Here is a 25,604-nt window from a genome sequence, read left to right on the forward strand (position 1 = left end):
ATTGTAAACTATTTGCATTCACATTATAAAAGGAGAATCAACATGTCTGAAAATCAAATCGCTCTTAAAAACCTTGTCTCAATGGAAACTCTTACCAATGAAGAAGTAATGGCATTGATCAAACGTGGGATTGAGTTCAAAAACGGAGCTAAAGCATCCTACGAAGACCAACACATCATCTCAAACCTTTTCTTTGAACCTTCAACTCGTACCCACAAAGCCTTTGAAGTGGCAGAGTTGAAATTGGGATGTGATCTCCTTGACTTTGATGTGAAGACAAGCTCTGTGAACAAAGGGGAAACACTTTACGATACCATCTTGACCATGTCAGCTCTTGGAGTAGATGTCTGTGTCATCCGTCATCCTGAAGTGGACTACTACAAAGAATTGGTTGAAAGCCCAACGATCACAGCCTCTATCGTCAATGGTGGAGACGGTTCAGGTCAACACCCAAGCCAAAGCTTGCTTGATTTGATGACCATTTACCAAGAATTCGGTCACTTTGATGGCTTGAAAGTTTGTATCGCTGGGGACTTGGATCATTCACGTGTGGCAAAATCAAATATGCAAATCTTGAAACGTTTGGGAGCAACCCTCTACTTTGCAGGTCCAGACGAATGGAGAAGTGCGGAATTTGAAGACTATGGAACCTTCGTCACTATCGATGAAGTCATTGAAGAAGTAGATGTGATGATGTTCTTGCGTGTGCAACACGAACGTCATGATTACGAATCACTCTTCTCTAAAGAAAACTACCACCGTCTTCACGGTTTGACACAAGAACGTTATGACCGTATGAAAGATACTGCGATCTTGATGCACCCAGCACCAGTCAACCGTGACGTTGAAATTGCGGACCACTTGGTAGAAGCACCAAAATCACGTATCGTAGAACAAATGACAAATGGTGTCTTTGTCCGTATGGCCATCATTGAAGCCGTCCTTAAAGGTCGCGGAGCAAAATAAGATAACTGACAATTTATTGAAAGGAAAGAAAGAGGACAGAGTAGAGAGCTACATGGAATCTGACTTTCCTTTTTTTGAGGAACTATGATAAAATTGGATTAGTGTAAAAGAAGGGAGGGGTTCGATGAAACGATTATTGGTCCTAGAGGATGGGACTGTATTTGAAGGAGAAGCCTTTGGTGCAGACCTATATGTGACTGGTGAGTTGGTCTTTACCACAGCCATGACAGGTTATCAAGAATTGCTAACGGATCAGGCTTTTAGTGGCCAGATTCTCTCCTTTACCTTCCCGGTTATTGGCGCAGCAGGGATCAATCGGGATGATTCTGAATCCATTACACCCACTTGTCTGGCAGTAGTGGTTCAGCATCTGGTGGAGATGCCGAGCAATTGGCGGCAGCAGATGACCTTGGATGAATTCTTGAAGCGAAAAAAAATCCCTGGTATTGTAGGGATTGATACCCGCCAGGTGGCAAAAATTGTCCGCAAGTATGGACGGATGAAGGCAACTGTTATTAACAAGGGGGATTCGATCGAGCATATCTTGGATCAGTTGCGAGCGACAGTCCTTCCAAAAGACCAAGTGCGTCAAGTCTCGACAAAAACAGCCTATGCTGTACCTGGTTTTGGAAAGAGCATTGCCTTGATTGATCTAGGGGTCAAGCACTCTGTCTTACGCCAGCTGAGCCAAAGGGATTGTAATGTGACAGTTTATCCCTATGATATCTCTTATGATGAACTGATGGAGCAGCAACCAGATGGGGTTATTTTATCCAGTGGGCCAGGCGATCCCCATCAGGTGAAAAAACTCTGCCGCTTGATCAAAAAGCTCAATGGTCAGATTCCGATCTGGGGTATGGGCTTGGGAGCTCAGTTGTTGGCACAAGCTTACGGCGCTGAGCTGGCCCCTATGGAAGTCGGACATTTCGGCTTGAACATACCTGTGCGTGAAATTGCGACAGGAAAAATCGAGATAACTAGTCAAAATCACTTGTATAGTATAGCGAGGGACAGTCTGCCCCATGATTTATTGGTCACACATGAAAATGTCAATGACCATAGTATTGAAGCTTTTCGTCATCGTTACCAACCAATTTTAGGGGTTCAATTCCAAGTAGATGCTAGCCCAGGTCCAAGAGAAAATCTCTATTTTTACGATGAATTTTTAGAGGTGATTGATGCCAAAATTCACGAAAGTAGAAGGGAGAAGGAATGATGAAACAAAACCAGAAATTGCTTCTCCTGTGTGGAGATTCTTATCAGGATATTAGCCTTTTGGCTGCGGTAAATGAAGCACAAAAACTCAATGTCAAGGATGGGAATGCTCTTGTCCTTTACTTGGGCGAGGAAAATGCTATCACACAGGAAGTTGGAGAACAGGTTGTAGTCAGTAAGCTCAAGCTGGATGCTTTTAGGACGACTCTTCTTTCTTATACTGGATCTCGCTTGCTCTTAGCCTTTGCGGACAAACAGATTTTGAACCTCTTGTTTCGTTTGGAAGAAACTGGATTTTTCAAAGACGCATCGATTAGGATTATCGGACCGAGCCTCCAACGCTACCGGACCTTTTATCAGCAGGCGGATCAACGACGCCTCTTTCAAGAGTTGGGCTATCAGGTACCCGCTTCCGCACTGGTTGGTTCTGTTCGAGAAGCCATTGAGTTTTCTGAAGGCATTCAATTTCCCATTATGATCTGGCCGGTAGCGAGCAAGCAAGGTCAGGGTCGAAAGATTGCCCATAACCTAGATGACTTGTGTGAAGCTGTGGAAACGGGACTTGCCGTCTCTCCAAGTCAGCAGTGTTTGCTAGAATTTTCGACCTATGGCTTTAAGGAACTGGATTTTGTGGTCATGCGGGATCGCGAAGACAATCATTACTTGGCGGCCTCTATTGAAAGCATTGATCCTGTCGGGATCCACTCTAGTGACTCTTATCAATTTATGCCAGCGGTCACCCTGACTGACCGGGAGTTTCAAAATCTTCGAGAAGCAGCAATCCACATCAGTCGCTATTTGAAACTGACAGGAGCTATTTCCATCAAGTTTGCATTGGATCCGACCAGCTATGCTTTTTATATCCTAGAAGTTAATCCATTTGCTTCAGATAGTATCTCGATGGCCTCTATGGGCTTGGGCTATTCCTTGTTTGAGCAAGGAGTACAGCTACAATTAGGGCGATCTCTCGAGCATTTGCCTCATCCCCTATTAAAAGATCTAAAGGCCGTTTACGAACCGAGTTTGGACTATATCTTCTTTAAGATTCCGATTTTTTCTGATGCTGCTAAAAATGCCCGCCTCAATACCCAAATTCACTCTTATGGGGCAGTTTATGGGTTTGGGAAGAGAATCGATGAAGCTTATCAACAAGCTCTAGAAACCATTAAAGATAAGTACTTGCTGACCGTTTTTCCTGAAGAAATGAGCGATGATGAATTAATCCAGAAAATTGCTCGTCATATGCCCCACCGGCTCTTCTATATCTTAGAAGCTTTGAAACGTGGTTTTGAGTTTGAGGAACTCTTGGATTTGAGTAAATTAGCACCTGTCTATTTGCAGGTCCTAGCCAATCTTGTAGCAATGGAAAAAGAAGCAGAAGTTGCAACCGGTCCAGCCTTCCTTCCGGTTGAGCCATCAGCTGGCTTATATGAGGTCAAAGCGGGCGCATCCTATTATCTGACCCAAAACGGAACCAATGAATCATTGGGTTTGGACGCTGCTTGTGTCTTGGTGGATGATCTAGAAATCTGCGATGAGCGTTTTTACCAAAAGGTGAGAAAGCAGGTGAAAGAGCTGAAAGAAAAAGGACAACAGGTGATCTTACTCACGAATCGTCCTTTTACAGAATCTTTGGCAGATAAAGTCTATTATCTTTCTATCAATGAGACAAGCCTTCGCCTGATTCAGACCATTGATCAGGTCAAAGAAATTGTCAAGCTTTCTAATCTACAATAAAGGATCCGGACAATCAATCCGAATCCTTTTTGTTTCTTATTTTTTGGTCAAAATACCGATAATGGTATCAACTGCGCGTTCCATGGTTTGGAGGCTTACGTATTCAAAGCGACCATGCATATTTTCACCACCGGCAAAGATATTTGGTGTTGGAATCCCCATAAAGGAAATTTTAGATCCATCTGTACCACCGCGAATAGGTTCAATGATTGGAGTGATTCCAAGATCTTCCATGACTTCCTTAGCAAGGGTGATTGGTGTCATATCTTTTTCAATCACTTGCTTCATGTTGTAATACTGATCTTTGAGGGTGAGGAGAACGCGTTCGCTACCGAGCTCCGCATTCATCTGATCGGCAATAGATTTCATAAGGTCTTTGCGTTTCTCAAAGCTTTCAGTTTCAAAGTCCCGAATGATGTAGCTGGCACTTGCTTCCTCGACAGTTCCATCAATATTCATCAAGTGGTAGAAGCCTTCATAACCTTCGGTTAATTCTGGACGTGCTCCTTCAGGGAGTTTGTTATGGAAATCAATGGCCAATTGAAGAGCGTTGATCATTTGAACTTTGGCAGTACCTGGGTGGACATTGCGTCCTTTGAAGGTAATTTCAGCCCCAGCTGCTGAAAAGGTTTCGTATTGAAGCTCTCCAAGAGGACCACCATCGACAGTATAGGCAAAGTCTACGTCAAAATCCTCTGCATCAAATTGATCTGCGCCGACTCCAATTTCTTCATCTGGACCAAAGCCGACACGGATTTCTCCATGTTTGATTTCAGGATGAGCTGTCAGGTATTCAATAGCTGTCATGATTTCAGCGATACCTGACTTATCGTCTGCCCCCAGAAGAGTAGTACCATCCGTTGTGATCAAGGTTTGTCCCTTGTAGTTGTTCAAATGAGCAAAATCCGCTGGATCGAGTGTGAAACCAGAGTCACCAAGGGCAATGACACCCCCATCATAATTCTCAACGATTTGTGGATTGACATTTTCGGCATTGAAGTCAGCGGTATCCATGTGAGAGATAAATCCAATCTTGCGTGTAAAGCTTGGATCATTAGCTGGAAGTGTCCCAATAGCATAGCCGTTTGGCAAATAGTAGACGTTTTGAAGACCCACGCGTTTCATTTCAGGGATCAAGACGTTTGTTGCAAAATCAACTTGTGATTGGGTACTTGGAGTGGTTGTAGAATTTTCGTCTGAACGTGTGTTAACCTTTACATAGGTAATAAAACGGTCCAACAAATTTGGGTATTTCATGATCATTCTCCTTTTTCAGTTTCAATTAATTTGTGAATAGCATGGGCCACGCCATCCTCATCATTAGTCAGGGTGATGAAGTCAGCGATTTCCTTGACAGCAGCATTACCATTTCCCATAGCGACGCTGTAACCAGCAAAACGTAGCATTTCAAGGTCATTATTGGCATCTCCAAGAGCCATGACCTGGTCTCTGCTATAGCCTAATGTTTGGCTTAATGCTTGAAGAGCAGAAGCCTTGCTCGCTCCTTTTGGAAGGATTTCAAATAAGATATCCTGTGAACGTACAGTGTTAAAATCGGCCTCTAATACAGCCTCGTTCTGAGCTTGGAAGTCATCGATAGCAGAAGGATCTCCTACATACATGGCTTGAAAAATAGGAACAAGGTTGGGCAGATCTTCTTCTGAGACAGGTGTCGGTTTACTATTAACAATACCCGCATCCATCGTGACAAGTTCACTGGCTTCAGGTGCAACCACTAGGTAGTGATCCATATCAAATAAGGTTAGCTGGACGTCTGTATCTTCCGTCAAAACTTGCAACCGGTGCATGTCCTCAAGGATCAATTCTTCCTTGCCAATGATTTCCCAATTCTGAGTCGACAAGGTTGTACACCCGTTATTGATAATCATATAGTAGTTGCCATCAGGGAGTCCAATCTCTTCAAAGATGGGCCGTACCCCTGCTAAGGGGCGCCCCGTACAGATCACAATGTCATAGCCGGCTTCATGGGCTCGGTGAAGAGCTTCAATATTGCCTTTAGATAGAGTCTTATCCTCATGCAAAAGAGTTCCGTCCAAGTCAATCGCAATTAATTTAATCATTTGATTTCCTCCAAATCAAGAGGAACAAAGCCATCAATCACTTTTCCAATCACCCCAGGTTCCTCATCTAGTGGAATGATTTGATCACTATATTTCTTATTGAGGGAAACCAGTCGAATACCGTTGGCCTCACGAAATACCCGTTTGATCAACGTTTGTCCATCAAAATCAATGGCATAAATAGCCCCTGCCTGATCATAATAGGTTTGCTTGATTAACACAACAGCCCCTTTTTCGTATTTAGGCTCGAGGGAATCTGTATGAATCCAAAAAGCCAAATCGTAAGGAATCTTTTGATCAAACCAGACGATATCAGCTTGCTTCTTATTTTGGTAAGCTGCAAAAGAATCATAGACAGAATAAGAGTGGTATTGCTTTTCAATCTTCTGTCTTTCTTTTTGATGGGTCAAGAGACTTTTTCCATAAGAGAGAAGATTTTCTTGATTTCCTTCATCGAGCTGTTTATATAATCGTTCAATCTCTGAATCAATGACCACAAAATCATTGCGCAATCGAGGGTCAATATCAGCAACTGCTACCTGGAAAAAGGCTGCAATCTTCTCTAAATTTTCGGGAACGGGAAGAGAAGTTCCTTTTACATATCCAGTCAAGGTACTTGCAGGAATTCCAGTAATACGAGATAATTCGATCTGCTTTTTTCCTTGTTCTTTCAGTAATTCTCTGATCTTTTCCGATATAATCCGTAATGCCTCTTTGTCTTGAGGGCTTGCTTTTCCACGACCTCTGGCCAACGTACTCACCTCCTTGTATTTACCCTTACTATTATAATGAATTAAATCGAAAAAGTAAATAGAAATCCCTGAGAAATGCGAAAAAAGATGAATTTGATCTAAATCGGATTTTCTTTCTAAATTTTATCAGATATTCCTTTACTTTTTGAGGAAAAAGGTCTAAGATTATACCAAAGAGTTCATGGAGGTGGAGCTATGATTCGTACTGTTCAAGTCAAAGATGCAGGTCAAATTAGAGATTTATGTCACCAAGCATTGGGGTATGATTCAACCCTTGAGAAAGTGGCAGCTCAGATCGATAAATTTAATTCGCCAGATTCGGATCATTTTTGCTTTGTTTATGAAGAGGACCAAACAGGAAATATTCTTGGTTATGTGGAAGCGGAAGTCTATGAAAGCCTCTATAGTGATGCTGGTTTAAATATTTTGGGTCTTGCGGTTTTTCCATCTGCACAAGGACGTGGGATCGGTCGCCAATTGATGGAGCGAGTTGAAGAACTTGCCAAAAGCAAGCATTATGCTTTTATCCGTTTAAATTCTGCATCTCATCGAAAAGAAGCTCATCACTTTTACGAACGAATAGGATATGAGGGAAACAAAACGCAGAAGCGATTTTTGAAAATAATGAATTAAGATAGGCAAAGGCCTATCTTTTTTGTTATAATGAAGAGTACGATTAAATTTACTAGGAAGATGATTATGCCAAATTTTGAAGAATTAAAAAAACGACAAGAGAAGATTCGGAACTTCTCGATCATCGCCCATATTGACCATGGAAAGTCAACCTTGGCCGATCGAATCTTAGAAAAAACCGAAACCGTGTCTAGTCGGGAGATGCAAGCCCAACTCCTAGATAGCATGGACCTGGAACGGGAACGTGGGATTACCATCAAGCTTAATGCCATCGAGTTGAACTACACGGCTAAAGATGGGGAAACCTATATCTTCCACTTGATTGACACACCAGGACATGTGGACTTTACCTATGAGGTTTCGCGGTCGCTCGCTGCCTGTGAGGGGGCCATTCTCGTAGTAGATGCCGCTCAAGGGATTGAAGCTCAGACACTAGCCAATGTCTACCTTGCTTTGGACAATGATTTAGAAATCCTGCCAGTTATCAATAAAATCGACTTGCCAGCTGCAGATCCAGAACGGGTGCGCACAGAAGTAGAAGATGTCATCGGCTTGGATGCTAGCGAGGCAGTCCTAGCCTCTGCCAAGGCTGGTATTGGGATTGAAGAGATTTTGGAGCAGATCGTTGAGAAAGTTCCAGCACCGACGGGTGATGTTGAAGCCCCTCTTCAAGCCTTGATCTTTGACTCCGTTTATGATGCCTATCGTGGGGTAATCCTTCAGGTCCGAGTGGTCAATGGAATGGTTAAACCAGGCGATAAGATCCAGCTCATGAGCAATGGCAAGACCTTTGATGTCACAGAAGTTGGGATCTTTACTCCTAAAGCAGTTGGACGTGATTTTCTTGCTACTGGAGACGTTGGCTATATTGCGGCCTCTATCAAGACCGTTGCGGATACCCGCGTCGGGGATACGGTGACTCTAGCGACCAATCCAGCAAGTGAGCCACTTCATGGATACAAGCAAATGAATCCAATGGTCTTTGCCGGTCTTTACCCAATTGAATCTAACAAATACAATGATCTTCGGGAAGCCTTGGAAAAATTGCAATTGAATGACGCTAGTCTTCAATTTGAACCCGAAACGTCTCAAGCCCTTGGTTTTGGTTTCCGTTGTGGTTTCTTGGGACTTCTTCATATGGACGTTATCCAAGAGCGCTTGGAGCGCGAGTTCAACATTGACTTGATCATGACAGCGCCGTCTGTAATCTACAAGGTCAATTTGACAGATGGAGAAGCACTGGATGTCTCAAACCCTTCTGAGTTTCCAGATCCAACCAAGATCGCATCGATCGAAGAACCGTATGTCAAAGCACAAATCATGGTGCCACAAGAGTTTGTCGGGGCTGTGATGGAATTGGCTCAACGGAAACGCGGTGATTTTGTGACCATGGACTACATCGATGAAAATCGGGTGAATGTCATCTATCAAATCCCACTGGCGGAAATTGTCTTTGATTTCTTTGATAAATTGAAATCTTCTACTCGTGGCTATGCTAGCTTTGACTATGAGTTGTCTGAATACCGTCCATCTAAATTGGTTAAAATGGATATCCTTCTCAATGGCGATACCGTCGATGCCCTCAGTTTTATCGTTCACAAGGACTTTGCCTATGAGCGTGGTAAGTTGATTGTTGAGAAACTCAAGAAGATTATCCCTCGTCAACAGTTTGAAGTGCCTATCCAAGCAGCCATCGGTCATAAGATCGTGGCCCGTACAGATATCAAGGCCCTTCGTAAGAACGTCTTGGCCAAGTGTTATGGTGGGGACGTCTCACGGAAACGCAAGCTTCTTGAAAAACAAAAAGCTGGTAAGAAACGGATGAAGTCCATCGGATCTGTAGAAGTACCACAGGAAGCCTTCTTATCTGTCTTGTCAATGGATGAAGAATAACATTTAGAGAGTGGGACAGAAATCGGTAATTCGTTAGAATTCGATTTCGTCGTCCCACCTCCGCACAGTTGAGTAGGGCTGTAAAAGCTGATGAAATCAGCGTATTAGAGCCCACTCAACCACTGCGTCTTGCTCGACAATCCAAAAATAATTGAGAGGCTAGGACTTTTGTCACAGCCTTTTGTTTTATGTTCAAAAGAAATAGACTGAATTAGAAAGGTTGGATCAGATGTGACACTTATCCTATTTTAAAATACCCACTTTCATGGTAGACTAGAAGAAAGAAAACGTTCTCAAGGAGGTTGAGCATGAAACACAAATTATTGACCGCATCACTAACGATTCTTTCTACCTGCACACTCATGGCTTGTAGTCACACCACTCAAAAGGACACAGCAGCTTCTTCTACAAAAGAAAGTAGCAGTAAAGTCGAAAAGCAAACAAGCAGCTCTTCGTCAAAGGATACTTCTTCTACAAAGAAAACCACTTCCAGTCAAGAAACCAAGCGGATTGGAAATGCAGATTATGGTTACATCGATATTCCAAGTAAATGGATCAAGTTCACGGATATCGATGGGACAGAAGCTGTCCAATATACAGATGGCAGTGGCTATAATATTGTCACCTTGAACAGCTTTACGCGGGAAAAGGCCAAAGTTCCTGCGGATATCGAGTTTAATGCTGAATTTCTAGCCAAGAAACTGGCTGTAATGTGGCAAGATAACCAGGATGTTGGGAAGATGACGGGAGCGCGGACTAAAGTCGCAGGACTGGACGCCTACCAGCTTCAAATCATCATGAAATCCGGTCAATATTTGATTACTTGGATTTTTCAGAAGGGTGAAAAAGTTTATACCATTTCTTTTGAAGGGGATGCAGAAACCTTGAAAACCTTTATCCCATACATCGAAAACACTTGGAGCCTAGATGGAACAGGCGCTGTAACGGATTGATGAAGTGAGATAGATCGCAGGATCTATCTTTTTTCACGTTCTTTGTGGTATAATGCTTCTATTGTTTAGAAGAGGAAATAGAGGATGACACAGGAAATTGATATTGAAAAATACCATCAGTTAGCTCTCCAAAAGCAAAAGGAGCACCGCAAGGTATTGGCAAATCTCAAGAAGAAGCCACCTAAGAATTTAGATAAAATAGCTCAGGAAATCCACGATGAAGTTTTCCAAGAAATCGACTGTACGGCTTGTGCTAATTGCTGCAAAACCTTAGGGCCCGATTTTAAGGAAGCGGATATCACGCGGATCGCCAAATATTTCAAGATGAAGCTTCCTGCCTTTGAGGCAGAATTTCTTCAAGTTGACGAAGATGGGGACAAGGTTTTTAAATCCATGCCTTGCCCCTTTCTTGGTGGGGACAATCTCTGTTTCATTTATGATGTACGCCCAAAAGCTTGTCGGGAATTCCCTCACACCGATCGCAAGAAGATTTATCAGATCAACCATCTGACCACCAAGAATACCCTCACCTGCCCAGCAGCTTATTTATTTGTAGAAAAATTGAAGGATCGTTTGTAATGGCATATACATTTTTACTTTTTGATTTGGACCATACCTTGTTGGACTTTGAATCTGCTGAAGAAACAGCCTTGACGCAGATGTTAGAAGACATGAATTTTCCAGATGTACAGGCCTTTAAGGATTACTACAAACCCATGAACCAAGGTCTTTGGAAGGATTTGGAACAAAAGAAATTGACCAAGCAAGAACTAGTGGATAGTCGGTTTGCGATTGGGTTTGCCCACTTTGGGATTTCTGTTGATGGGGCTGAGATGGCTCTTCACTACCAAGATTACATCAGTCTTCAAGGGCAGTCTTTCCCCGGTGCTGAGGACTTACTGGCTCGACTTGAAAAAGCAGGTTACCAGCTCTATGGTGCAACGAACGGAGTGACTGCCATTCAAGAAGGACGCTTGGCTCATTCTACAATTGCTTCTTATTTCAAAGAGGTCTTTATCTCTGAGCAGCTTCATACTCAGAAACCAGAACCTGCATTTTTGGACAAAGTTGGCCAACTGATTCCAGGTTTTAGCAAGGAAGAGACCCTCATGATCGGTGATTCCTTGACGGCGGATATCGCAGGAGGAAATGCTGCGGGGATTGATACCGTCTGGTATAATCCAGATCACAAGGAAAATACCAGCCAAGTGGTGCCAACTTATGAAGTTAGCACCTATCAAGAAATCGCCGATTTACTGCTTAATTAAAAAATTTTAAACACTGTCAAGTTTTTTTCTTGACAGGTTGATGAAATGTGTTATAATAGATCATGTGCTAAATAGCTTGTCTATTTCACCGAAAATTAAAATATAGAAAAGAGACTTATAAAAATGGCAGTTAAAATTCGTTTGACTCGTATGGGTTCTAAGAAAAAACCTTACTACCGTATCAACGTAGCAGATTCACGTTCACCACGTGATGGTCGTTTCATCGAAACAGTTGGAACTTACAATCCACTTGTTGAAGAAAACCAAGTAACTTTGAAAGAAGACCGCGTTCTTGCATGGTTGGCTAATGGAGCTCAACCTTCAGATACAGTTCGCAACATCCTTTCAAAAGAAGGTGTCTTGAAAAAATTCCACGATTCTAAATTCTCAAAATAATCAAAAAGTAGGTTGATGTATGGATACGATTGAAAATCTTATTATTGCAATTGTGAAACCTTTGATTTCACAACCGGATGCCTTAACCATCAAGATCGAAGATACTCCTGAATTCTTGGAGTACCACCTTGACCTTGATCCTAGCGATGTTGGTCGAGTGATCGGTCGGAAAGGTCGCACCATTTCTGCGATAAGAACGATTGTCTACTCTGTCCCAACTGAAGATAAAAAAGTAAGAATCGTTATTGACGAAAAATAAAAGGCGGGACTCTGTCCCGTTTTTTTGTTACAAGGAGAAGCTATGAAAGAAGTGACCATTCGGCAATTACAAGCCTATTTAAAAGAACATTACAAAGACAGTCGTACGGAAGAAGGTCTGTTTATCAAGCTCGTCGAAGAAGTTGGGGAAGTTGCCGAGGTCTTAAATGGTCGTTCTGGACGAAAAGAAGGGGTTCAGGACTCAAATGAGGAATTGGCCAAAGAACTGGCTGATATCATTCACTATACAGTCGCTATCGCAGCTATCAATGACATCGATCTCACTAAAACCATCTTTGAAAAGGATAAAACAGCAGCTGTCAAATACCAGCACGAGAAGGATTTGGAGCAGTTTCTAGCAGAAAAGAGTATTTGAGAAAATCCCTTGAACGTGATAAAATAGAGTGAATAAACTACACTGGAGAAATCATGAATTACTTTAATGTTGGGAAAATTGTCAATACCCAAGGCTTACAAGGAGAGATGCGGGTCTTGTCTGTGACAGACTTTGCGGAAGAGCGCTTTAAAAAAGGAGCAGAGTTGGCTCTCTTTGATGAAAAGGATCGTTTTGTCCAAACGGTGACAATTGCTAGTCACCGCAAGCACAAGAACTTTGATATCATCAAGTTTAAGGATATGTACCATATCAATGCTATCGAAAAGTTCAAGGGTTTTAGCCTCAAAGTTGCTGAGGAAGACTTGACGGATTTGGAGGATGGCGAGTTTTATTACCATGAGATCATCGGCCTTGATGTATACGAAAATGACCAACTGATCGGTCAGATCAAGGAGATCCTGCAACCAGGTGCCAATGATGTCTGGGTGGTGAAACGTAAAGGCAAACGAGACCTTCTTTTGCCTTATATCCCACCAGTAGTCCTCAAAATTGATATTCCAGGAAATCGAGTGGATGTGGACATCTTAGAAGGGTTAGACGATGAAGATTGATATTTTAACCCTCTTTCCAGAGATGTTTTCGCCTTTGGAGCACTCGATTGTCGGAAAGGCCCGTGAAAAGGGTCTTCTCGAGATCAACTACCATAATTTCCGTGAAAATGCGGAAAAGGCGCGCCATGTGGATGATGAACCCTATGGGGGCGGGCAAGGCATGCTTCTACGAGCTCAACCGATTTTTGATGCCTTTGATGCGATTGAGAAAAAGAATCCGCGCGTGATCTTACTGGACCCTGCTGGTCGGACCTTTGATCAATCTTACGCAGAAGAGTTGGCTCAAGAAGATGAATTGATCTTTATCTGCGGTCACTATGAGGGCTACGATGAGCGGATCAAGACCTTGGTGACAGATGAGATTTCTCTTGGCGATTATGTCCTGACAGGTGGGGAACTTGCTGCCATGACCATGATTGATGCGACAGTCCGCTTGATTCCAGAAGTGATCGGCAAAGAGTCTAGCCACCAGGATGATAGTTTCTCTTCTGGACTTCTAGAATACCCTCAATACACACGGCCTTATGAATACAGAGGAATGACAGTTCCAGATGTTCTCATGAGTGGGCACCATGAAAATATCCGTCAATGGCGCCTTTATCAGAGTTTGAAAAAGACCTTGGAGCGTCGCCCTGACCTGCTAGAAAACTACGAATTGACAGCAGAAGAAGTGAAGATGTTGGAACAAATTAAACAAGAAGACTAACAGCGTCAGCTGTTTCAGATTGAAGACAAAGTCATATTAAAAACTTTCCTTAGGTGAGTACGGACGTCAGCGAACTTCTACGAAGTTCCATGACTAATTATTGAGCCTAAGGTCTCAATAATTCCGAGTGCCTGAAACGTTATTGTTTCAGGCACTTTTCTCACAGTGGAAAGTTTCGGTATTCCTCTGAATCGATATTAAAATTAAAACTCATTTTAATTTTTTTACAGAATCATTTAACTTATTTTACTTTAAAATAGTTTGTCTACATTCTATAACAGCCTTAGCTGTTTTTCTTTTGCCTCAAAATTTTATGAAAAAAACTTTTTAAACCTACTAGTTATTGGTAACAAAATGTGGTATGCTAGGGGGTAGAGAAACTTCAAGAAAATGATTCAGTTTTGGGGGTGAGTTTAATGGGAAAGAAATTAGGAAAATCGGTTTTTACGACAGGAGTTGCGGCGACAACGGTACTGTCTGGAATGTTTCATCATAAGGCTAGTGCGGAAGAAGTGAAGCAAAATGAAAATGCAGAAACCAATAGCACTGAGGTGGTTGAGAAGCCTATTACAGTCGATGAGTTGAAGCAAATTACAGCTCAAAAAGGCCAAGTGGTGAAAGATGTCCACTACCAAGAGCAAAAAGTGATCGATGCTCAAACAGAAGTCAAGGCTGCTGGACAAGAACTGGAAGAAAAGAAAGCAGAAGTGACGGATGCGGAAAACCTCATCGCAACGACTTCGGATGCCCAAGTTCAGAATGCAGAAAATGACGTCAAGGTGGCTCAAGCCTATGTGACTATTGAAGAAAATAAGGTTCGAGAAGCAGAAGCTGCTCATGACCAAGTCGTAGAGGCTGTTCGTCAACAGGAAAATCAGGTTACTGCTCAGGAATCTTTGGTCGATGTAGCACAAAATGAATTGAACCAAGCCAAAGCACCGATTTCAAATGATGAGAATGTACTCAACCAGGCTTTGTTGGAGCAAAGTCAAGTCGAGCAAAGTATCCGAGAATCTCAGAATCATCTTGCAACCTTGCAAGCGAGTCAGCAAACTGGCTCAGATACTGTGGCTCAAATTGAGAACGACATTCAACTGGCTCAAACGCGTCTAACAGATTTGAAAGCGGTCATCGCTACCAAGGAAGCAGAATTGGCAGCCTTAGAACAAGCAGCGGCCAATAGCCCAGTTCAGTTGAGTCAAGCGACTTATGAAGGTTATTTGCAACACTTAGCAGACAATGGCAATGAAGCTGCAGCGAGCGCTTTAGCCCTCTACAAACGTGGTCGTGAAGAAGACGGCTTAACGGTTGGAGAGTCTGGATCCTTGCAAGCTAACCTCCGAGCACTTGAAATTGCTGATGCTATCAACGCTTATCGTCGCAATGCCGGCTTGCCTGAATTGGAACTGGATCCCTATTCCCTTCCAGCCAGTCAAGTACAGTTGGAATACTTCAAAAAAGCCAACTGGCATATGTTTAAGTATTTGCCAAACGAGAACATCGCTTATGGCTTCTCACCTGCTGGTGCGGTTGACTTTTGGTACAATGAAAAAGCGGCTTATCAGGAAGTAGCGGCTCAATATGGTCTACCAACAGACGAAACACAAATCGATGCCAATGACATTTATATGAAAATTGGGGCTGAGGCCTTTGCGAAGGTTGGTCACTACCTCCAAATGGTAGACAACAAAGCGACAGCTTTATCAGTCGCTTATGACCCAAGCAATGCTATGTCAGAAGCAGCTTTCTTACATAGTCCGGTCCATTCAGCAGTGTCAACCAGTGCACTCGCTTACCAATTGCGTCAGGGAGCTGGCGCAACGACGACAAGATCAGATGTGAAAGCGAAATCTGATGAAGTCGCTAATCTCAAGTTAGACAAGGCCAATCAAGAGTCTCAAATCATTATCCTGCAAGGCAAGTTAGAAGATGCCCGCCATGCTAATTCAAACGTGGCAGTAGAGATGGCCAATGTCCAAAAGACCATCCAAAATTACAAAATTCTTCTTGTTAGCAAGGACCATGCGGTTGAAAAGGCGAAGGCGACTCTTGATGTATCTCGAGGTCGGATTGAAGCAGCTATCCAGCCAAAAGAAGCAGCCCTTCAAAAAGCGAAGGATTTGTTAGCGGCTGCGCGTGAGAAATTAGATGGTTTAAAAGCAGAAGAAGCAGAAAAAGCCCAAGTCGTTCAAGAAGCGCATGAGGGCTTGAAGGCGGCGCAAGAACGCTTGGTTGCTGCTGAAAAACGTCTTTCTGACTTTAAAAATGCTCCAGAATTATTGGTCAAAGCCCAATCCGTTTTATCAGCTGCGGTGGCTAATTTAGAAAATAAAAAAGAAAAATTAGAAGCCGAATTCACTACTCTTCAATCTTATCACAGTGTCGTGGAACTATTGAATTCTCAATATGAAGATCTTGCGTCACGAATGGATCCAGCTATTTTAGAAGCAGCAGATATGCCAATGGATATCCGCTCAAGCAATCCAACCACTTTTTCGGATAGACCAACAGTCCTTCCAACAAGTACCAATAGTCCGCAGGTACAAGCACCAAAAGCTACTTCAGCTCCAAAACAAGAAGCCAAAGTAGAAGAAATCAAACCCAAAAAAGAAAACAGCCAAGCTGTGGCAAGTGCAGATTCTTCCAAATATGCAGCAGCAACAACAGGTGTAGTCGTTGGGTTACTTGCTGGATTGTTTGGTTTCAAGAAAAAGAAACAATCTTCAAATAATGATTAAGACATATTGAGAATAGAGTGGATACTTAGACACTTTATTGCTTAAAATCTTTAAAAGAAAATTTATGAGAGTGGGACAAGAACTCTTTTAACAAAATGAGTTCTTTCCTGCTCTTTTTTTGTACTTTTTTGGAATTTTTGAAAGAAAGTGATAGAAATTGATAAAAAAATGTTGACATTTTTTGAAGAAAGAGTATAATGGTTTTTGTAATCGATTGCAAAAGGAGGAGAAATGCTCAAGTCTGAACGAAAACAATTTATCCTCGAAAAGGTATTAAAGGAAAAATTTGTTTCCTTGGAAACCCTTGTACAAGAGCTGGGAACGTCTGAATCAACCGTTCGGCGAGACTTGGATGAGCTAGAAGCTGAAAGCAAACTTCGCCGGGTTCACGGCGGTGCGGAAAGCCTGCATTTTCTTCAAGAGGAAGAAAGTAATAAAGAAAAATCTATCAAAAACATTCAAGTTAAGTCAAAAATTGCGGTAAAAGCAGCGGAGTTGATCAAAGATCATGATGTCATCTTTATCGATGCTGGGACGACTAATGAACTCTTGGTACAAGAAATTGTCAATCCAACGGTAACTGTGGTGACCAATTCGATTCACCATGCGACCAAGTTGGTCGAGCGAAATGTTCCGACGGTCATCATCGGTGGGAAGGTAAAATCTTCTACAGATGCTAGTATCGGAGGGATCGCGCTCAAACAAATCGGTCAGTTGAATTTTGACAAGGCCTTTCTTGGAATGAATGGAATCGATGATGAATTTTACAGCACTCCAGACCTGGAAGAAGGATCTGTCAAGCGTGCTATTATCGAAAATGCAAAAAAAACCTATATCCTAGCGGATGATTCAAAAATTGGGGTGACGTCTTTTGTCAAAGTGGCTCCGATCAAGCGAGCCATGATTATCACCAATCAATGTGAACCGCAACGATTAAAGGTTTTAAAAGAAAAAACGGAGGTTATAGAGGTTTGATTTATACAGTTACACTGAATCCAGCAATTGACTATATTGTCCGTCTCGATCATGTAGAGACCGGAGCGGTCAATCGGATGGCTTCAGAAGATAAATTCGCCGGTGGTAAAGGGATCAATGTCAGTCGTGTTTTGAAGCGTCTCGATATCGAGAACACAGCGACTGGATTTATCGGTGGCTTCACTGGACGCTTCATTGAAGACGTACTGACTAGCGAAGCCATTTCAACCAACTTTGTGACAGTGGACCAAGATACACGGATCAATGTCAAGATCAAAGCTGATGAGGAAACAGAGATCAATGGGAATGGCCCAGAAGTGACGGAAGCTCAGTTGCAAGAATTGCTCAGCATTTTATCGAGCTTAACAGCAGATGATGTGGTAGTCTTTGCAGGATCTGCCCCATCTTCACTTGGAAATGCCATTTACAAACAATTGATCGCAGCAACTCGTGCGACAGGTGCGCAAGTGGTTTGTGACTTTGAAGGGCAAACCTTGATTGATTCCTTAGAGTTCAATCCCCAATTGGTCAAGCCAAACAACCATGAGTTGGGAGCTATTTTTGGCGTTACCTTGACGGAATTGCCAGAAATTGAACGCTATGCTAAAGAAATTTTAGCCAAAGGAGCACAAAACGTCATTATTTCCATGGCGGGTGATGGTGCTCTCCTCGTCAGTCCAAGCGGAACTTACTTCGCAAAACCAATCAAGGGTCAAGTGAAGAACTCTGTCGGGGCTGGAGATTCCATGGTAGCAGGCTTCACCGGGAAGCTCGCAACAACAGGAGATGTCATCGAAGCCTTCAAATGGGGCGTGGCTTGTGGAACAGCGACCACCTTCTCAGATGATTTGGCGACAGCTGACTATATAAAAGAAACTTATGAAAAAGTAGAGGTAGAAAAACTATGAAAATTCAAGACGTTTTAAATAAAAACGTGATGTTGTTTGACCTTCAGGCAACAGATAAAGAGGGCGTGATCAATGAAATGGTCCGATCGCTCATTGACAATGGTGTGGTGACAGATTTTGACACCTTCAAGGCTGGAATCATGAACCGTGAAGCACAAACTTCAACTGGTTTGGGTGACGGAATTGCCATGCCCCACAGCAAAAATGAAGCAGTTAAAGAAGCTACAGTCTTGTTTGCAAAATCAAACAAGGGTGTGGACTATGCTTCGCTTGATGGTCAACCAACAGACTTGTTCTTCATGATCGCAGCTCCAGAAGGAGCAAACGACACTCACTTAGCAGCCCTTGCTGAATTGTCTAAGTACTTGATGAAACCAGGATTTGCGGACAAACTTCGCCAAGCAAGCACTCCTGGTCAAGTGATCGCAGCCTTTGATGCAGAAGAGCAAGAGGCTGCAGCTGAAGAAGCGAAAAAAGCAGAAGCGGTCAAAGAAGCAGCTTCATCTGATAAACCTCTCATCGTTGCTGTAACAGCATGTACAACTGGTATCGCCCACACTTATATGGCAGAAGAAGCCCTCATCAAAAAAGGGGAAGAAATGGGTGTTACAGTCCGTGTTGAAACCAACGGTGCATCTGGTGTCGGCAACCGCTTGACTGCTGAAGAAATCGCCAAAGCTGAAGGGGTCATCATTGCAGCAGATAAAGCAGTTGAAACCGCTCGTTTCGATGGCAAAAAATTGATCTCTAAACCAGTCGCAGCTGGTATTCGTCAAACAGAAGAATTGATCCAAACCATCTTAGATGGCAAAGCAGATGTCTTCCACGCTGAAAATGCTGCACAAGCTAGCGCTAGCCAAGAAAAATTGAGCTTGGGTGGGGCTTTCTACAAACACTTGATGAGTGGGGTTTCTCAAATGCTTCCATTCGTTATCGGTGGTGGTATCTTGATTGCCCTTGCCTTCTTGATTGACCAAGTTATGGGTGTGCCTCAAGATCAATTGTCTAGTCTTGGTTCTTATCATGTATTAGCAGCACAATTTAAAACAATTGGTGGAGTAGCCTTTGGCTTCATGCTTCCTGTACTTGCAGGTTACATTGGATTCTCAATCGCTGAAAAACCTGGTTTTGTAGCAGGGTTTATCGCTGGATCTATTGCTAGCTCAGGGTCAGCATTTGGAAATATCGCCTACGGTGCTGCTAAAGGTGAATTACCAGCAGCCGTATCATCAGGTTTCCTTGGAGCTTTGGTAGGTGGTTTCCTTGCAGGTGGAATTGTTCTCTTACTTCGCAAAGCCCTTGCAGGTCTTCCACGTTCACTCGATGGTATCCGTTCAATCCTTCTCTTGCCATTGCTTGGTGTTGGTTTGACAGGATTCTTGATGTTCCTCATCAATATTCCAATGGCTGCTATTAATACTGGTCTTAACAACTTCCTTTCAAGCTTGTCAGGTAGCTCAGCTGTCCTTCTTGGACTTCTCGTCGGCGGTATGATGGCTGTAGATATGGGTGGACCAGTTAACAAAGCCGCTTATGTCTTCGCTACAGGTACACTTGCTGAATCTGTTGCTTCAGGTGGTTCTATTGTTATGGCAGCTGTTATGGCAGCTGGTATGGTTCCTCCATTGGCAGTATTCGTAGCAACTGTATTGTTTAAAGATAAATTCACACAAGAAGAACGCGATGCTGGTTTGACAAACATTGTTATGGGTCTTTCTTTCATCACAGAAGGTGCCATTCCATTTGGTGCAGCTGACCCAGCTCGTGCCATCCCAAGCTTCATCGCAGGTTCAGCATTGACAGGTGCCCTTGTTGGTCTTGCAAGCTTGAAACTCATGGCTCCTCACGGAGGAATCTTCGTTATCGCCCTAACATCAAATCCACTTCTTTACATCTTGTTCGTATTGATCGGTGCAGTTGTAAGTGGTATCTTGTTCGGATTGCTTCGCAAACCTAAAAACTAAATATGATTAAAAGGTTGGGGACTCCCAACCTTTTCTTCTTGTACTAGCAAAAAATCACCTCATTCGGCGTTGGTATCTTAAGCTGAATTATGGTATAATAAGCATAACGCATATTTTTAGGAGAATAAAAATGGATATTCAACGTGAAAAAGAATTTGTCAGCCAATACCACTATGATGCTCGTAATTTTGAGTGGGAAAAAGAAAATGGCATCCCTGAAACAAAAGTAGATGTAAACTTTCAATTGATCAATCGTGATCAAGAACAAAACACGACTTCTTTGATTGTCATCTTGAGCTACATGATCGTTTTTGACGGTTTTGTGATCAGTGGAACCATTACTCAAATCAACCACTTGTTTGGTCGTTATGTCAATGAACCAAGTGAATTCAGCAAAGACGAAGTGGAAGAATTGGCTCGCCCTTGCTTGAATATGCTCAACCGTTTGACTTATGAAGTCACAGAAATTGCCCTCGATTTACCGGGTATTAATTTGGAGTTTTAATCAATGAAATTAGCAGTGATCACGGATTCGTCTGCCTATTTAACGCAAGACGTGCTCCATCACGACGACTTATTTATTTTAGAGATCCCGATCTATATCGATGGGGAGTCTTATGTTGAAGGGAAGAACCTGACACACGATGAGTTCTACCAAAAGATGGCTGCCTCTAAGGAATTGCCAAAGACTAGCCAGCCGAGTGTGGCAGAGTTAGAAGAAGTCTTATCTGGTTTGACAGCTAAGGGCTATACGCATGCTATCGGTCTTTTCTTGTCATCAGGTATTTCTGGTTTCTACCAAAATATCCAATATTTGAAGGACGAATTTGAAGGCTTGACCGTCGAATTTCCGGATTCAAAAATCACCAGTGCTCCTCTAGGAATGATGACAGAAGACTGCTTGAAATGGGCTGGTGAAGGCCGTTCCTTTGATGAAATTGTTGCCAATGTCCAACACCAGATTGATGGAACCTCTGCCTATATCATGGTGGATGATTTGAACCACTTGGTTAAAGGTGGCCGTCTGTCTAATGGGGCTGCTATTCTTGGGAACCTCTTGAGCATCAAGCCTATTCTTCATTTTAATGATGAAGGCGTGATTGAGGTCTTTGAGAAAGTCCGGACGGAAAAGAAAGCCATGAAACGCTTGGTAGAGATTGTTGTATCAGATATCGCAGATGGTCATTACCAAGTCTTTGTCATCCATGCCAATGTCCCTGAAAAAGCAGAAGCACTTCGCCAACTGCTCATCGAAGAAGGAGTGGAAGGAGACATTCCTTTTGCTACCTTCGGAGGGGTTATTGGGACGCACTTAGGTGACCATAGCTTAGCAGTTGGGTATATCCCTATCGTTTAAGGAGAATTCTATGTCCATTAAAGTCATTATCGCAGGTTTCAAGGGAAGAATGGGACAAGCAGCCTATAAGATGGTTTCTGAAGATCCTGAGCTAGAATTAGCCGGCTTGATCGATCCATTTACTGATGAGACAGAGGTTGCAGGAGTCCCTGTCTTTAACCGCAAAGAAGATGTTGCGGGTCTAGAGGCAGATGTTTGGGTGGACTTTACCATGCCCAAGGTCGCTTACGAGAATACTCGCTTTGCAATTGAAAATGGCTTTGCGCCTGTTGTGGGAACGACTGGATTCACTCCTGAGCAGATCCAAGAATTGACAGACCTTTCACGTGAAAAGGATTTGGGTGGCTTGATCGCGCCGAACTTTGCCATTGGAGCTGTGCTCTTGATGCAATTTGCAGCGCAAGCAGCCAAGTATTTCCCGAATGTAGAAATTATCGAATTGCACCACGATAAGAAAAAAGATGCACCGAGTGGAACAGCAATTAAGACCGCTGAGTTGATCTCTGAGAAGCGCGAGAAGATCCAGCAAGGTGCAGCAGATGAAGAAGAGTTGATTCCTGGTGCAAGAGGGGCAGAGTTTGAAGGGATGCGCATCCATTCGGTTCGATTACCTGGCCTAGTCGCTCACCAAGAGGTGATTTTTGGCAGCCAAGGCGAAGGGTTGACTCTCCGTCATGATTCCTATGATCGTGTTTCCTTCATGACAGGAGTAAATCTAGGGATTAAAGAAGTTGTCAAGCGTCATGAGCTTGTCTATGGTTTGGAACACTTACTATGAGATTAGAAAAGATGCCTTCTGAGTTTCAGGAGGCTTTACCAATATTAGAGAAGATTAAAGCAGCTGGTTTTGAGGCCTATTTTGTAGGGGGATCTGTCCGTGATGCCCTCTTGGATCGTCCGATTCACGATGTCGATATCGCATCCTCCTCATACCCAGAAGAGACCAAGGCGATTTTTGATCGGACAGTAGATGTCGGTATCGAACACGGGACCGTCTTGGTCCTTGAAAATGGTCAAGAATATGAAATTACGACCTTCCGGACAGAGGATGTCTATGTCGATTATCGCCGTCCAAGCTCCGTGTCTTTTGTACGCTCGCTAGAAGAAGACCTCAAGCGTCGTGATTTTACGGTTAATGCCTTTGCCTTAAATGAAAAAGGAGAAATTGTTGACCTCTTTCATGGACTAGAAGATTTGGAAAACAAGGTCCTTCGGGCCGTTGGGTTTCCTCATGAACGGTTTAACGAAGATGCACTCCGGATCATGCGAGGATTTCGTTTTCAAGCCAGTCTTGGCTTTGAATTAGAAGAGGCAACCTTTGACGCTATGAAGGAGTGTGCTCCCTTACTTGAGAAGATTTCAGTAGAGCGCACCTTCATCGAATTTGATAAACTCTTGCTTTCTCCATTCTGGAGACAGGGCTTGGAGGCTATGCTGGCAAGCGGAGCCTATCACTATCTGCCAGAGATGAAGGATCGCAAAGAAGCGATCGAGCGTTTGTTTGACATAGAGATGGAGTATACCTTTTCAACTTCTGAGCAAGCCTGGGCTGCTTTGGTCTTAGCACTAGAGATTCAAGATATTCCAAAATTCTTTAAGAAATGGAAGACGTCTAGAGACTTTGCCAAGACGGTGGAGCAGATCGTGGAGATTCTAAAGCTCCGAGAAAATGGAAGTCTAGACAAGCGTGCTTGCTACAAGTATGAGAAGCGTTTGTTGCTAGTGGCTGAAGAGCTCCGGGAAGCGTATGCCTTGAGTGTGGATTATTTGGCCATTGAGCGTGTCTATGATAGCTTGACCATTCATGATAAGCATGAAGTGGTGGTCAATGGTGGTATGCTGATCAAAGAAAATGGTTTTCAACCAGGTCCAGACTTGGGAGAGATGTTGACAAAAATTGAATATGCCATTGTCGATGGGGAACTGGCTAATGAGAAAGAGGCCATCATCGCCTATATCCAGCAAGCAAAAGAGGAGGAAAAATGAGCGATTTTATTGTCGATAAATTAACCAAATCTGTCGGAGATAAGACCGTCTTTCGTGAGATTTCCTTTATCATTCACGACTTGGATCGGATCGGATTGATCGGGGTCAATGGGACTGGAAAAACCACGCTGTTAGATGTGTTGTCGGGTCGCTCTGGCTTTGATGGAGATGTGAGTCCTTTTTCTGCCAAGAGTGATTATACGATTGGTTATTTGACGCAGGAACCTGACTTTGATGATCAAAAGACGGTTCTGGATACGGTGCTGTCTAGTGATTTGCGTGAAATGCAGCTGATTCGCGATTACGAATTCTTGATGGCGGATTACCGAGAAGAGAACCAAGCACGTCTGGAAAAGGTCATGGCGGAGATGGATTCGCTCAATGCTTGGGAAATCGAGAGTCAGGTCAAGACGGTTCTTTCCAAACTTGGAATTGAAGATTTGAACGCCAAAGTTGGGGATCTATCTGGGGGCTTGCGTCGTCGGGTGCAATTGGCCCAAGTTTTGCTGTCTCACCACGACCTGCTCTTACTAGATGAGCCGACCAACCACCTGGACATTGATACCATCGAATGGTTAACCAATTTCTTGAAGAACTCTAAGAAAACCGTGCTCTTCATTACCCACGATCGCTATTTCTTGGATAATATCTCGACACGGATCTTTGAGTTGGATCGAGGTGGCTTGATCGAGTATCAGGGCAACTACCAGGATTATGTCCGCTTAAAGGCTGAGCAAGACGAGCGTGATGCAGCCCTTCTTCATAAGAAGCAGCAACTTTATAAGCAAGAGTTGACCTGGATGCGGCGTCAACCTCAGGCGCGTGCGACCAAGCAACAAGCGCGGATCAATCGATTCCATGATCTCAAGCAAGACTTGTCTGGTCAAAGTAACCAGACGGATTTGGAGATGAACTTTGAGACCAGCCGGATCGGTAAGAAAGTCATCGAGTTTAAAGATGTGAGTTTTGCTTTTGAAAACAAACCAATTTTACAGGACTTTAACCTCTTGGTGCAAAACAAGGATCGCATCGGGATTGTCGGGGATAATGGCGTCGGAAAATCAACCCTGCTCAATTTGATCGCTGAGCGACTCCAGCCTCAGTCAGGGCAAGTTATCATTGGGGAAACTGTGCGAGTGGCTTATTTCTCTCAACAGATTGAAGGTTTGGATGAGAGCAAGCGCGTGATTAATTTCCTCCAGGAAGTTGCCGAGGAAGTGAAGACGACTGTCGGAACAACTTCGATCGCAGATCTCTTGGAGCAATTTCTCTTCCCACGCTCTATGCACGGAACCTTGATTGAAAAACTCTCCGGTGGGGAGAAGAAACGCCTCTTTCTTTTAAAACTCTTGATTGAAAAACCCAATGTGCTTCTCCTCGATGAGCCGACCAATGACTTAGATATCGCAACCTTGACGGTTTTGGAAAACTTCCTTCAAAACTTTGGTGGTCCTGTCATTACCGTTAGTCACGACCGTTATTTTCTGGATAAGGTCGCTAGCAAGATCCTGGCTTTTGAAAATGGGGGCATTCGTGAGTTCTTTGGCAATTATACGGATTATTTAGATGAAAAAGCCTTTGAAGCAGCCCAGGTAACGGCTAGTCACAAGGTTGAAAAAGAGAAACCTGTCAAGCCAAAAGAAGAGAAGAAGCGCATGAGCTACATGGAAAAGCAAGAGTGGGCAAGTATTGAGGCAGATATCGAAGCGATTGAAAATCGAATTGCAGAGATTGAAGTGGAGATGAATGAAAACGGCTCTGACTTTGGCAAATTGTCAGCCCTTCAAAAAGAACTGGATCAGGAAAACGAGCGTCTACTTGAAAAGTATGATCGTTATGATTACCTAAGTGAATTAGATGAATAAGGAGG

At 43.2% G+C, this 25,604-nt stretch carries 25 protein-coding genes; 22 read left to right on the forward strand and 3 right to left on the reverse strand.

What is annotated here, in order from left to right:
- The first annotated feature begins 42 nt into the window (after positions 1-42).
- From I2F76_RS07515 to I2F76_RS07525, 3 genes are all read left to right on the forward strand, one after another.
- Positions 43-966, forward strand: coding sequence for an aspartate carbamoyltransferase catalytic subunit (locus I2F76_RS07515; RefSeq protein ID WP_003007497.1), 924 nt, complete (start codon positions 43-45; stop codon positions 964-966).
- A 124-nt stretch (positions 967-1,090) separates the two neighbouring features.
- Positions 1,091-2,182: a carbamoyl phosphate synthase small subunit gene (locus I2F76_RS07520; RefSeq protein ID WP_125826939.1), complete on the forward strand. Its 1,092-nt coding sequence runs from the start codon at positions 1,091-1,093 to the stop codon at positions 2,180-2,182.
- On the forward strand, positions 2,179-3,918 hold the full coding sequence (locus I2F76_RS07525) for an ATP-grasp domain-containing protein (protein ID WP_195487573.1): 1,740 nt from the start codon (positions 2,179-2,181) through the stop codon (positions 3,916-3,918). The genes I2F76_RS07520 and I2F76_RS07525 overlap by 4 nt, the downstream gene beginning before the upstream one ends.
- Positions 3,919-3,954: 36 nt before the next feature.
- Here the strand turns inward: I2F76_RS07525 and pepT are convergent, their stop codons facing one another.
- Genes pepT through I2F76_RS07540 form a run of 3 tightly spaced genes read right to left on the reverse strand, consistent with a single transcriptional unit; the run spans position 3,955 to position 6,751 of the window.
- Positions 3,955-5,175: a peptidase T gene (gene pepT / locus I2F76_RS07530; protein ID WP_195487574.1), complete on the reverse strand. Its 1,221-nt coding sequence runs from the start codon at positions 5,173-5,175 to the stop codon at positions 3,955-3,957.
- A 2-nt stretch (positions 5,176-5,177) separates the two neighbouring features.
- Positions 5,178-5,999 (reverse strand): Cof-type HAD-IIB family hydrolase, encoded by an 822-nt coding sequence (locus I2F76_RS07535; RefSeq protein WP_195487575.1) that lies wholly within the window; start codon positions 5,997-5,999, stop codon positions 5,178-5,180.
- Entirely contained in the window at positions 5,996-6,751 is a 756-nt protein-coding gene (locus I2F76_RS07540) for a LexA family transcriptional regulator (protein ID WP_195487576.1), read from the reverse strand. The genes I2F76_RS07535 and I2F76_RS07540 overlap by 4 nt, the downstream gene beginning before the upstream one ends.
- Before the next feature lie 195 nt (positions 6,752-6,946).
- Here I2F76_RS07540 and I2F76_RS07545 point away from each other — a divergent pair, with 195 nt between their 5' ends.
- From I2F76_RS07545 to I2F76_RS07635, 19 genes are all read left to right on the forward strand, one after another.
- Positions 6,947-7,384 carry a GNAT family N-acetyltransferase gene (locus I2F76_RS07545; RefSeq protein ID WP_195487577.1) on the forward strand — a complete coding sequence of 146 codons (438 nt, stop codon included), beginning with the start codon at positions 6,947-6,949 and terminating at the stop codon, positions 7,382-7,384.
- A 66-nt stretch (positions 7,385-7,450) separates the two neighbouring features.
- Positions 7,451-9,277 carry a translation elongation factor 4 gene (gene lepA, locus I2F76_RS07550; protein WP_195487578.1) on the forward strand — a complete coding sequence of 609 codons (1,827 nt, stop codon included), beginning with the start codon at positions 7,451-7,453 and terminating at the stop codon, positions 9,275-9,277.
- A gap of 308 nt (positions 9,278-9,585) precedes the next feature.
- Positions 9,586-10,230: a hypothetical protein gene (locus I2F76_RS07555; protein WP_195487579.1), complete on the forward strand. Its 645-nt coding sequence runs from the start codon at positions 9,586-9,588 to the stop codon at positions 10,228-10,230.
- 84 nt (positions 10,231-10,314) lie between these two features.
- Positions 10,315-10,809, forward strand: a complete 495-nt coding sequence (locus tag I2F76_RS07560; RefSeq protein WP_195487580.1) for a YkgJ family cysteine cluster protein — start codon at positions 10,315-10,317, stop codon at positions 10,807-10,809.
- Positions 10,809-11,498, forward strand: coding sequence for a YjjG family noncanonical pyrimidine nucleotidase (locus tag I2F76_RS07565; RefSeq protein ID WP_195487581.1), 690 nt, complete (start codon positions 10,809-10,811; stop codon positions 11,496-11,498). The genes I2F76_RS07560 and I2F76_RS07565 overlap by 1 nt, the downstream gene beginning before the upstream one ends.
- A 123-nt stretch (positions 11,499-11,621) precedes the next feature.
- Positions 11,622-11,894: a 30S ribosomal protein S16 gene (gene rpsP, locus I2F76_RS07570; protein ID WP_123159150.1), complete on the forward strand. Its 273-nt coding sequence runs from the start codon at positions 11,622-11,624 to the stop codon at positions 11,892-11,894.
- Positions 11,895-11,913: 19 nt separating this feature from the next.
- Positions 11,914-12,153, forward strand: a complete 240-nt coding sequence (gene kphA, locus I2F76_RS07575; protein WP_003001620.1) for an RNA-binding protein KphA — start codon at positions 11,914-11,916, stop codon at positions 12,151-12,153.
- A 42-nt stretch (positions 12,154-12,195) separates the two neighbouring features.
- Complete coding sequence (locus I2F76_RS07580; protein WP_070505520.1) at positions 12,196-12,528, forward strand: MazG nucleotide pyrophosphohydrolase domain-containing protein; 333 nt, start codon at positions 12,196-12,198, stop codon at positions 12,526-12,528.
- A 53-nt stretch (positions 12,529-12,581) separates the two neighbouring features.
- Positions 12,582-13,100 carry a ribosome maturation factor RimM gene (gene rimM, locus I2F76_RS07585; RefSeq protein ID WP_049514497.1) on the forward strand — a complete coding sequence of 173 codons (519 nt, stop codon included), beginning with the start codon at positions 12,582-12,584 and terminating at the stop codon, positions 13,098-13,100.
- Positions 13,090-13,806, forward strand: a complete 717-nt coding sequence (gene trmD / locus I2F76_RS07590) for a tRNA (guanosine(37)-N1)-methyltransferase TrmD (protein ID WP_049493041.1) — start codon at positions 13,090-13,092, stop codon at positions 13,804-13,806. Before rimM ends, trmD begins: the two co-directional genes overlap by 11 nt.
- A 416-nt stretch (positions 13,807-14,222) precedes the next feature.
- Positions 14,223-16,544: a CAP domain-containing protein gene (locus tag I2F76_RS07595; RefSeq protein WP_195487582.1), complete on the forward strand. Its 2,322-nt coding sequence runs from the start codon at positions 14,223-14,225 to the stop codon at positions 16,542-16,544.
- Between the two features lie 231 nt (positions 16,545-16,775).
- Positions 16,776-17,519: a DeoR/GlpR family DNA-binding transcription regulator gene (locus I2F76_RS07600; protein WP_195487583.1), complete on the forward strand. Its 744-nt coding sequence runs from the start codon at positions 16,776-16,778 to the stop codon at positions 17,517-17,519.
- Positions 17,516-18,427 (forward strand): 1-phosphofructokinase, encoded by a 912-nt coding sequence (pfkB, locus tag I2F76_RS07605; protein ID WP_195487584.1) that lies wholly within the window; start codon positions 17,516-17,518, stop codon positions 18,425-18,427. Before I2F76_RS07600 ends, pfkB begins: the two co-directional genes overlap by 4 nt.
- Complete coding sequence (locus tag I2F76_RS07610; RefSeq protein WP_195487585.1) at positions 18,424-20,391, forward strand: PTS fructose transporter subunit IIABC; 1,968 nt, start codon at positions 18,424-18,426, stop codon at positions 20,389-20,391. The genes pfkB and I2F76_RS07610 overlap by 4 nt, the downstream gene beginning before the upstream one ends.
- A gap of 130 nt (positions 20,392-20,521) precedes the next feature.
- Positions 20,522-20,896 (forward strand): DUF1149 family protein, encoded by a 375-nt coding sequence (locus I2F76_RS07615; RefSeq protein WP_003001888.1) that lies wholly within the window; start codon positions 20,522-20,524, stop codon positions 20,894-20,896.
- 3 nt (positions 20,897-20,899) lie between these two features.
- Positions 20,900-21,748 carry a DegV family protein gene (locus tag I2F76_RS07620; RefSeq protein ID WP_003001611.1) on the forward strand — a complete coding sequence of 283 codons (849 nt, stop codon included), beginning with the start codon at positions 20,900-20,902 and terminating at the stop codon, positions 21,746-21,748.
- 10 nt (positions 21,749-21,758) lie between these two features.
- Positions 21,759-22,526 carry a 4-hydroxy-tetrahydrodipicolinate reductase gene (gene dapB / locus I2F76_RS07625; RefSeq protein WP_195487586.1) on the forward strand — a complete coding sequence of 256 codons (768 nt, stop codon included), beginning with the start codon at positions 21,759-21,761 and terminating at the stop codon, positions 22,524-22,526.
- On the forward strand, positions 22,523-23,734 hold the full coding sequence (locus I2F76_RS07630; protein WP_195487587.1) for a CCA tRNA nucleotidyltransferase: 1,212 nt from the start codon (positions 22,523-22,525) through the stop codon (positions 23,732-23,734). Before dapB ends, I2F76_RS07630 begins: the two co-directional genes overlap by 4 nt.
- Positions 23,731-25,599: an ABC-F family ATP-binding cassette domain-containing protein gene (locus I2F76_RS07635; protein ID WP_195487588.1), complete on the forward strand. Its 1,869-nt coding sequence runs from the start codon at positions 23,731-23,733 to the stop codon at positions 25,597-25,599. Before I2F76_RS07630 ends, I2F76_RS07635 begins: the two co-directional genes overlap by 4 nt.
- Positions 25,600-25,604 lie beyond the last annotated feature (5 nt).

Origin of the sequence: Streptococcus parasanguinis (assembly GCF_015557775.1) — a bacterium.
Classification (GTDB): Bacteria; Bacillota; Bacilli; order Lactobacillales; family Streptococcaceae; genus Streptococcus; species Streptococcus parasanguinis_AA.

What these genes read in the sequence shown, in the direction of transcription:
- I2F76_RS07515 (WP_003007497.1), top strand. Translation starts at nt 43, where the DNA reads ATGTCTGAAAATCAAATCGCTCTTAAAAACCTTGTCTCAATGGAAACT.
- I2F76_RS07520 (WP_125826939.1), top strand. Translation starts at nt 1,091, where the DNA reads ATGAAACGATTATTGGTCCTAGAGGATGGGACTGTATTTGAAGGAGAA.
- I2F76_RS07525 (WP_195487573.1), top strand. Translation starts at nt 2,179, where the DNA reads ATGATGAAACAAAACCAGAAATTGCTTCTCCTGTGTGGAGATTCTTAT.
- pepT (WP_195487574.1), bottom strand. Translation starts at nt 5,175, where the DNA reads ATGAAATACCCAAATTTGTTGGACCGTTTTATTACCTATGTAAAGGTT.
- I2F76_RS07535 (WP_195487575.1), bottom strand. Translation starts at nt 5,999, where the DNA reads ATGATTAAATTAATTGCGATTGACTTGGACGGAACTCTTTTGCATGAG.
- I2F76_RS07545 (WP_195487577.1), top strand. Translation starts at nt 6,947, where the DNA reads ATGATTCGTACTGTTCAAGTCAAAGATGCAGGTCAAATTAGAGATTTA.
- lepA (WP_195487578.1), top strand. Translation starts at nt 7,451, where the DNA reads ATGCCAAATTTTGAAGAATTAAAAAAACGACAAGAGAAGATTCGGAAC.
- I2F76_RS07555 (WP_195487579.1), top strand. Translation starts at nt 9,586, where the DNA reads ATGAAACACAAATTATTGACCGCATCACTAACGATTCTTTCTACCTGC.
- I2F76_RS07560 (WP_195487580.1), top strand. Translation starts at nt 10,315, where the DNA reads ATGACACAGGAAATTGATATTGAAAAATACCATCAGTTAGCTCTCCAA.
- I2F76_RS07565 (WP_195487581.1), top strand. Translation starts at nt 10,809, where the DNA reads ATGGCATATACATTTTTACTTTTTGATTTGGACCATACCTTGTTGGAC.
- rpsP (WP_123159150.1), top strand. Translation starts at nt 11,622, where the DNA reads ATGGCAGTTAAAATTCGTTTGACTCGTATGGGTTCTAAGAAAAAACCT.
- kphA (WP_003001620.1), top strand. Translation starts at nt 11,914, where the DNA reads ATGGATACGATTGAAAATCTTATTATTGCAATTGTGAAACCTTTGATT.
- I2F76_RS07580 (WP_070505520.1), top strand. Translation starts at nt 12,196, where the DNA reads ATGAAAGAAGTGACCATTCGGCAATTACAAGCCTATTTAAAAGAACAT.
- rimM (WP_049514497.1), top strand. Translation starts at nt 12,582, where the DNA reads ATGAATTACTTTAATGTTGGGAAAATTGTCAATACCCAAGGCTTACAA.
- trmD (WP_049493041.1), top strand. Translation starts at nt 13,090, where the DNA reads ATGAAGATTGATATTTTAACCCTCTTTCCAGAGATGTTTTCGCCTTTG.
- I2F76_RS07595 (WP_195487582.1), top strand. Translation starts at nt 14,223, where the DNA reads ATGGGAAAGAAATTAGGAAAATCGGTTTTTACGACAGGAGTTGCGGCG.
- I2F76_RS07600 (WP_195487583.1), top strand. Translation starts at nt 16,776, where the DNA reads ATGCTCAAGTCTGAACGAAAACAATTTATCCTCGAAAAGGTATTAAAG.
- I2F76_RS07610 (WP_195487585.1), top strand. Translation starts at nt 18,424, where the DNA reads ATGAAAATTCAAGACGTTTTAAATAAAAACGTGATGTTGTTTGACCTT.
- I2F76_RS07615 (WP_003001888.1), top strand. Translation starts at nt 20,522, where the DNA reads ATGGATATTCAACGTGAAAAAGAATTTGTCAGCCAATACCACTATGAT.
- I2F76_RS07620 (WP_003001611.1), top strand. Translation starts at nt 20,900, where the DNA reads ATGAAATTAGCAGTGATCACGGATTCGTCTGCCTATTTAACGCAAGAC.
- dapB (WP_195487586.1), top strand. Translation starts at nt 21,759, where the DNA reads ATGTCCATTAAAGTCATTATCGCAGGTTTCAAGGGAAGAATGGGACAA.
- I2F76_RS07630 (WP_195487587.1), top strand. Translation starts at nt 22,523, where the DNA reads ATGAGATTAGAAAAGATGCCTTCTGAGTTTCAGGAGGCTTTACCAATA.
- I2F76_RS07635 (WP_195487588.1), top strand. Translation starts at nt 23,731, where the DNA reads ATGAGCGATTTTATTGTCGATAAATTAACCAAATCTGTCGGAGATAAG.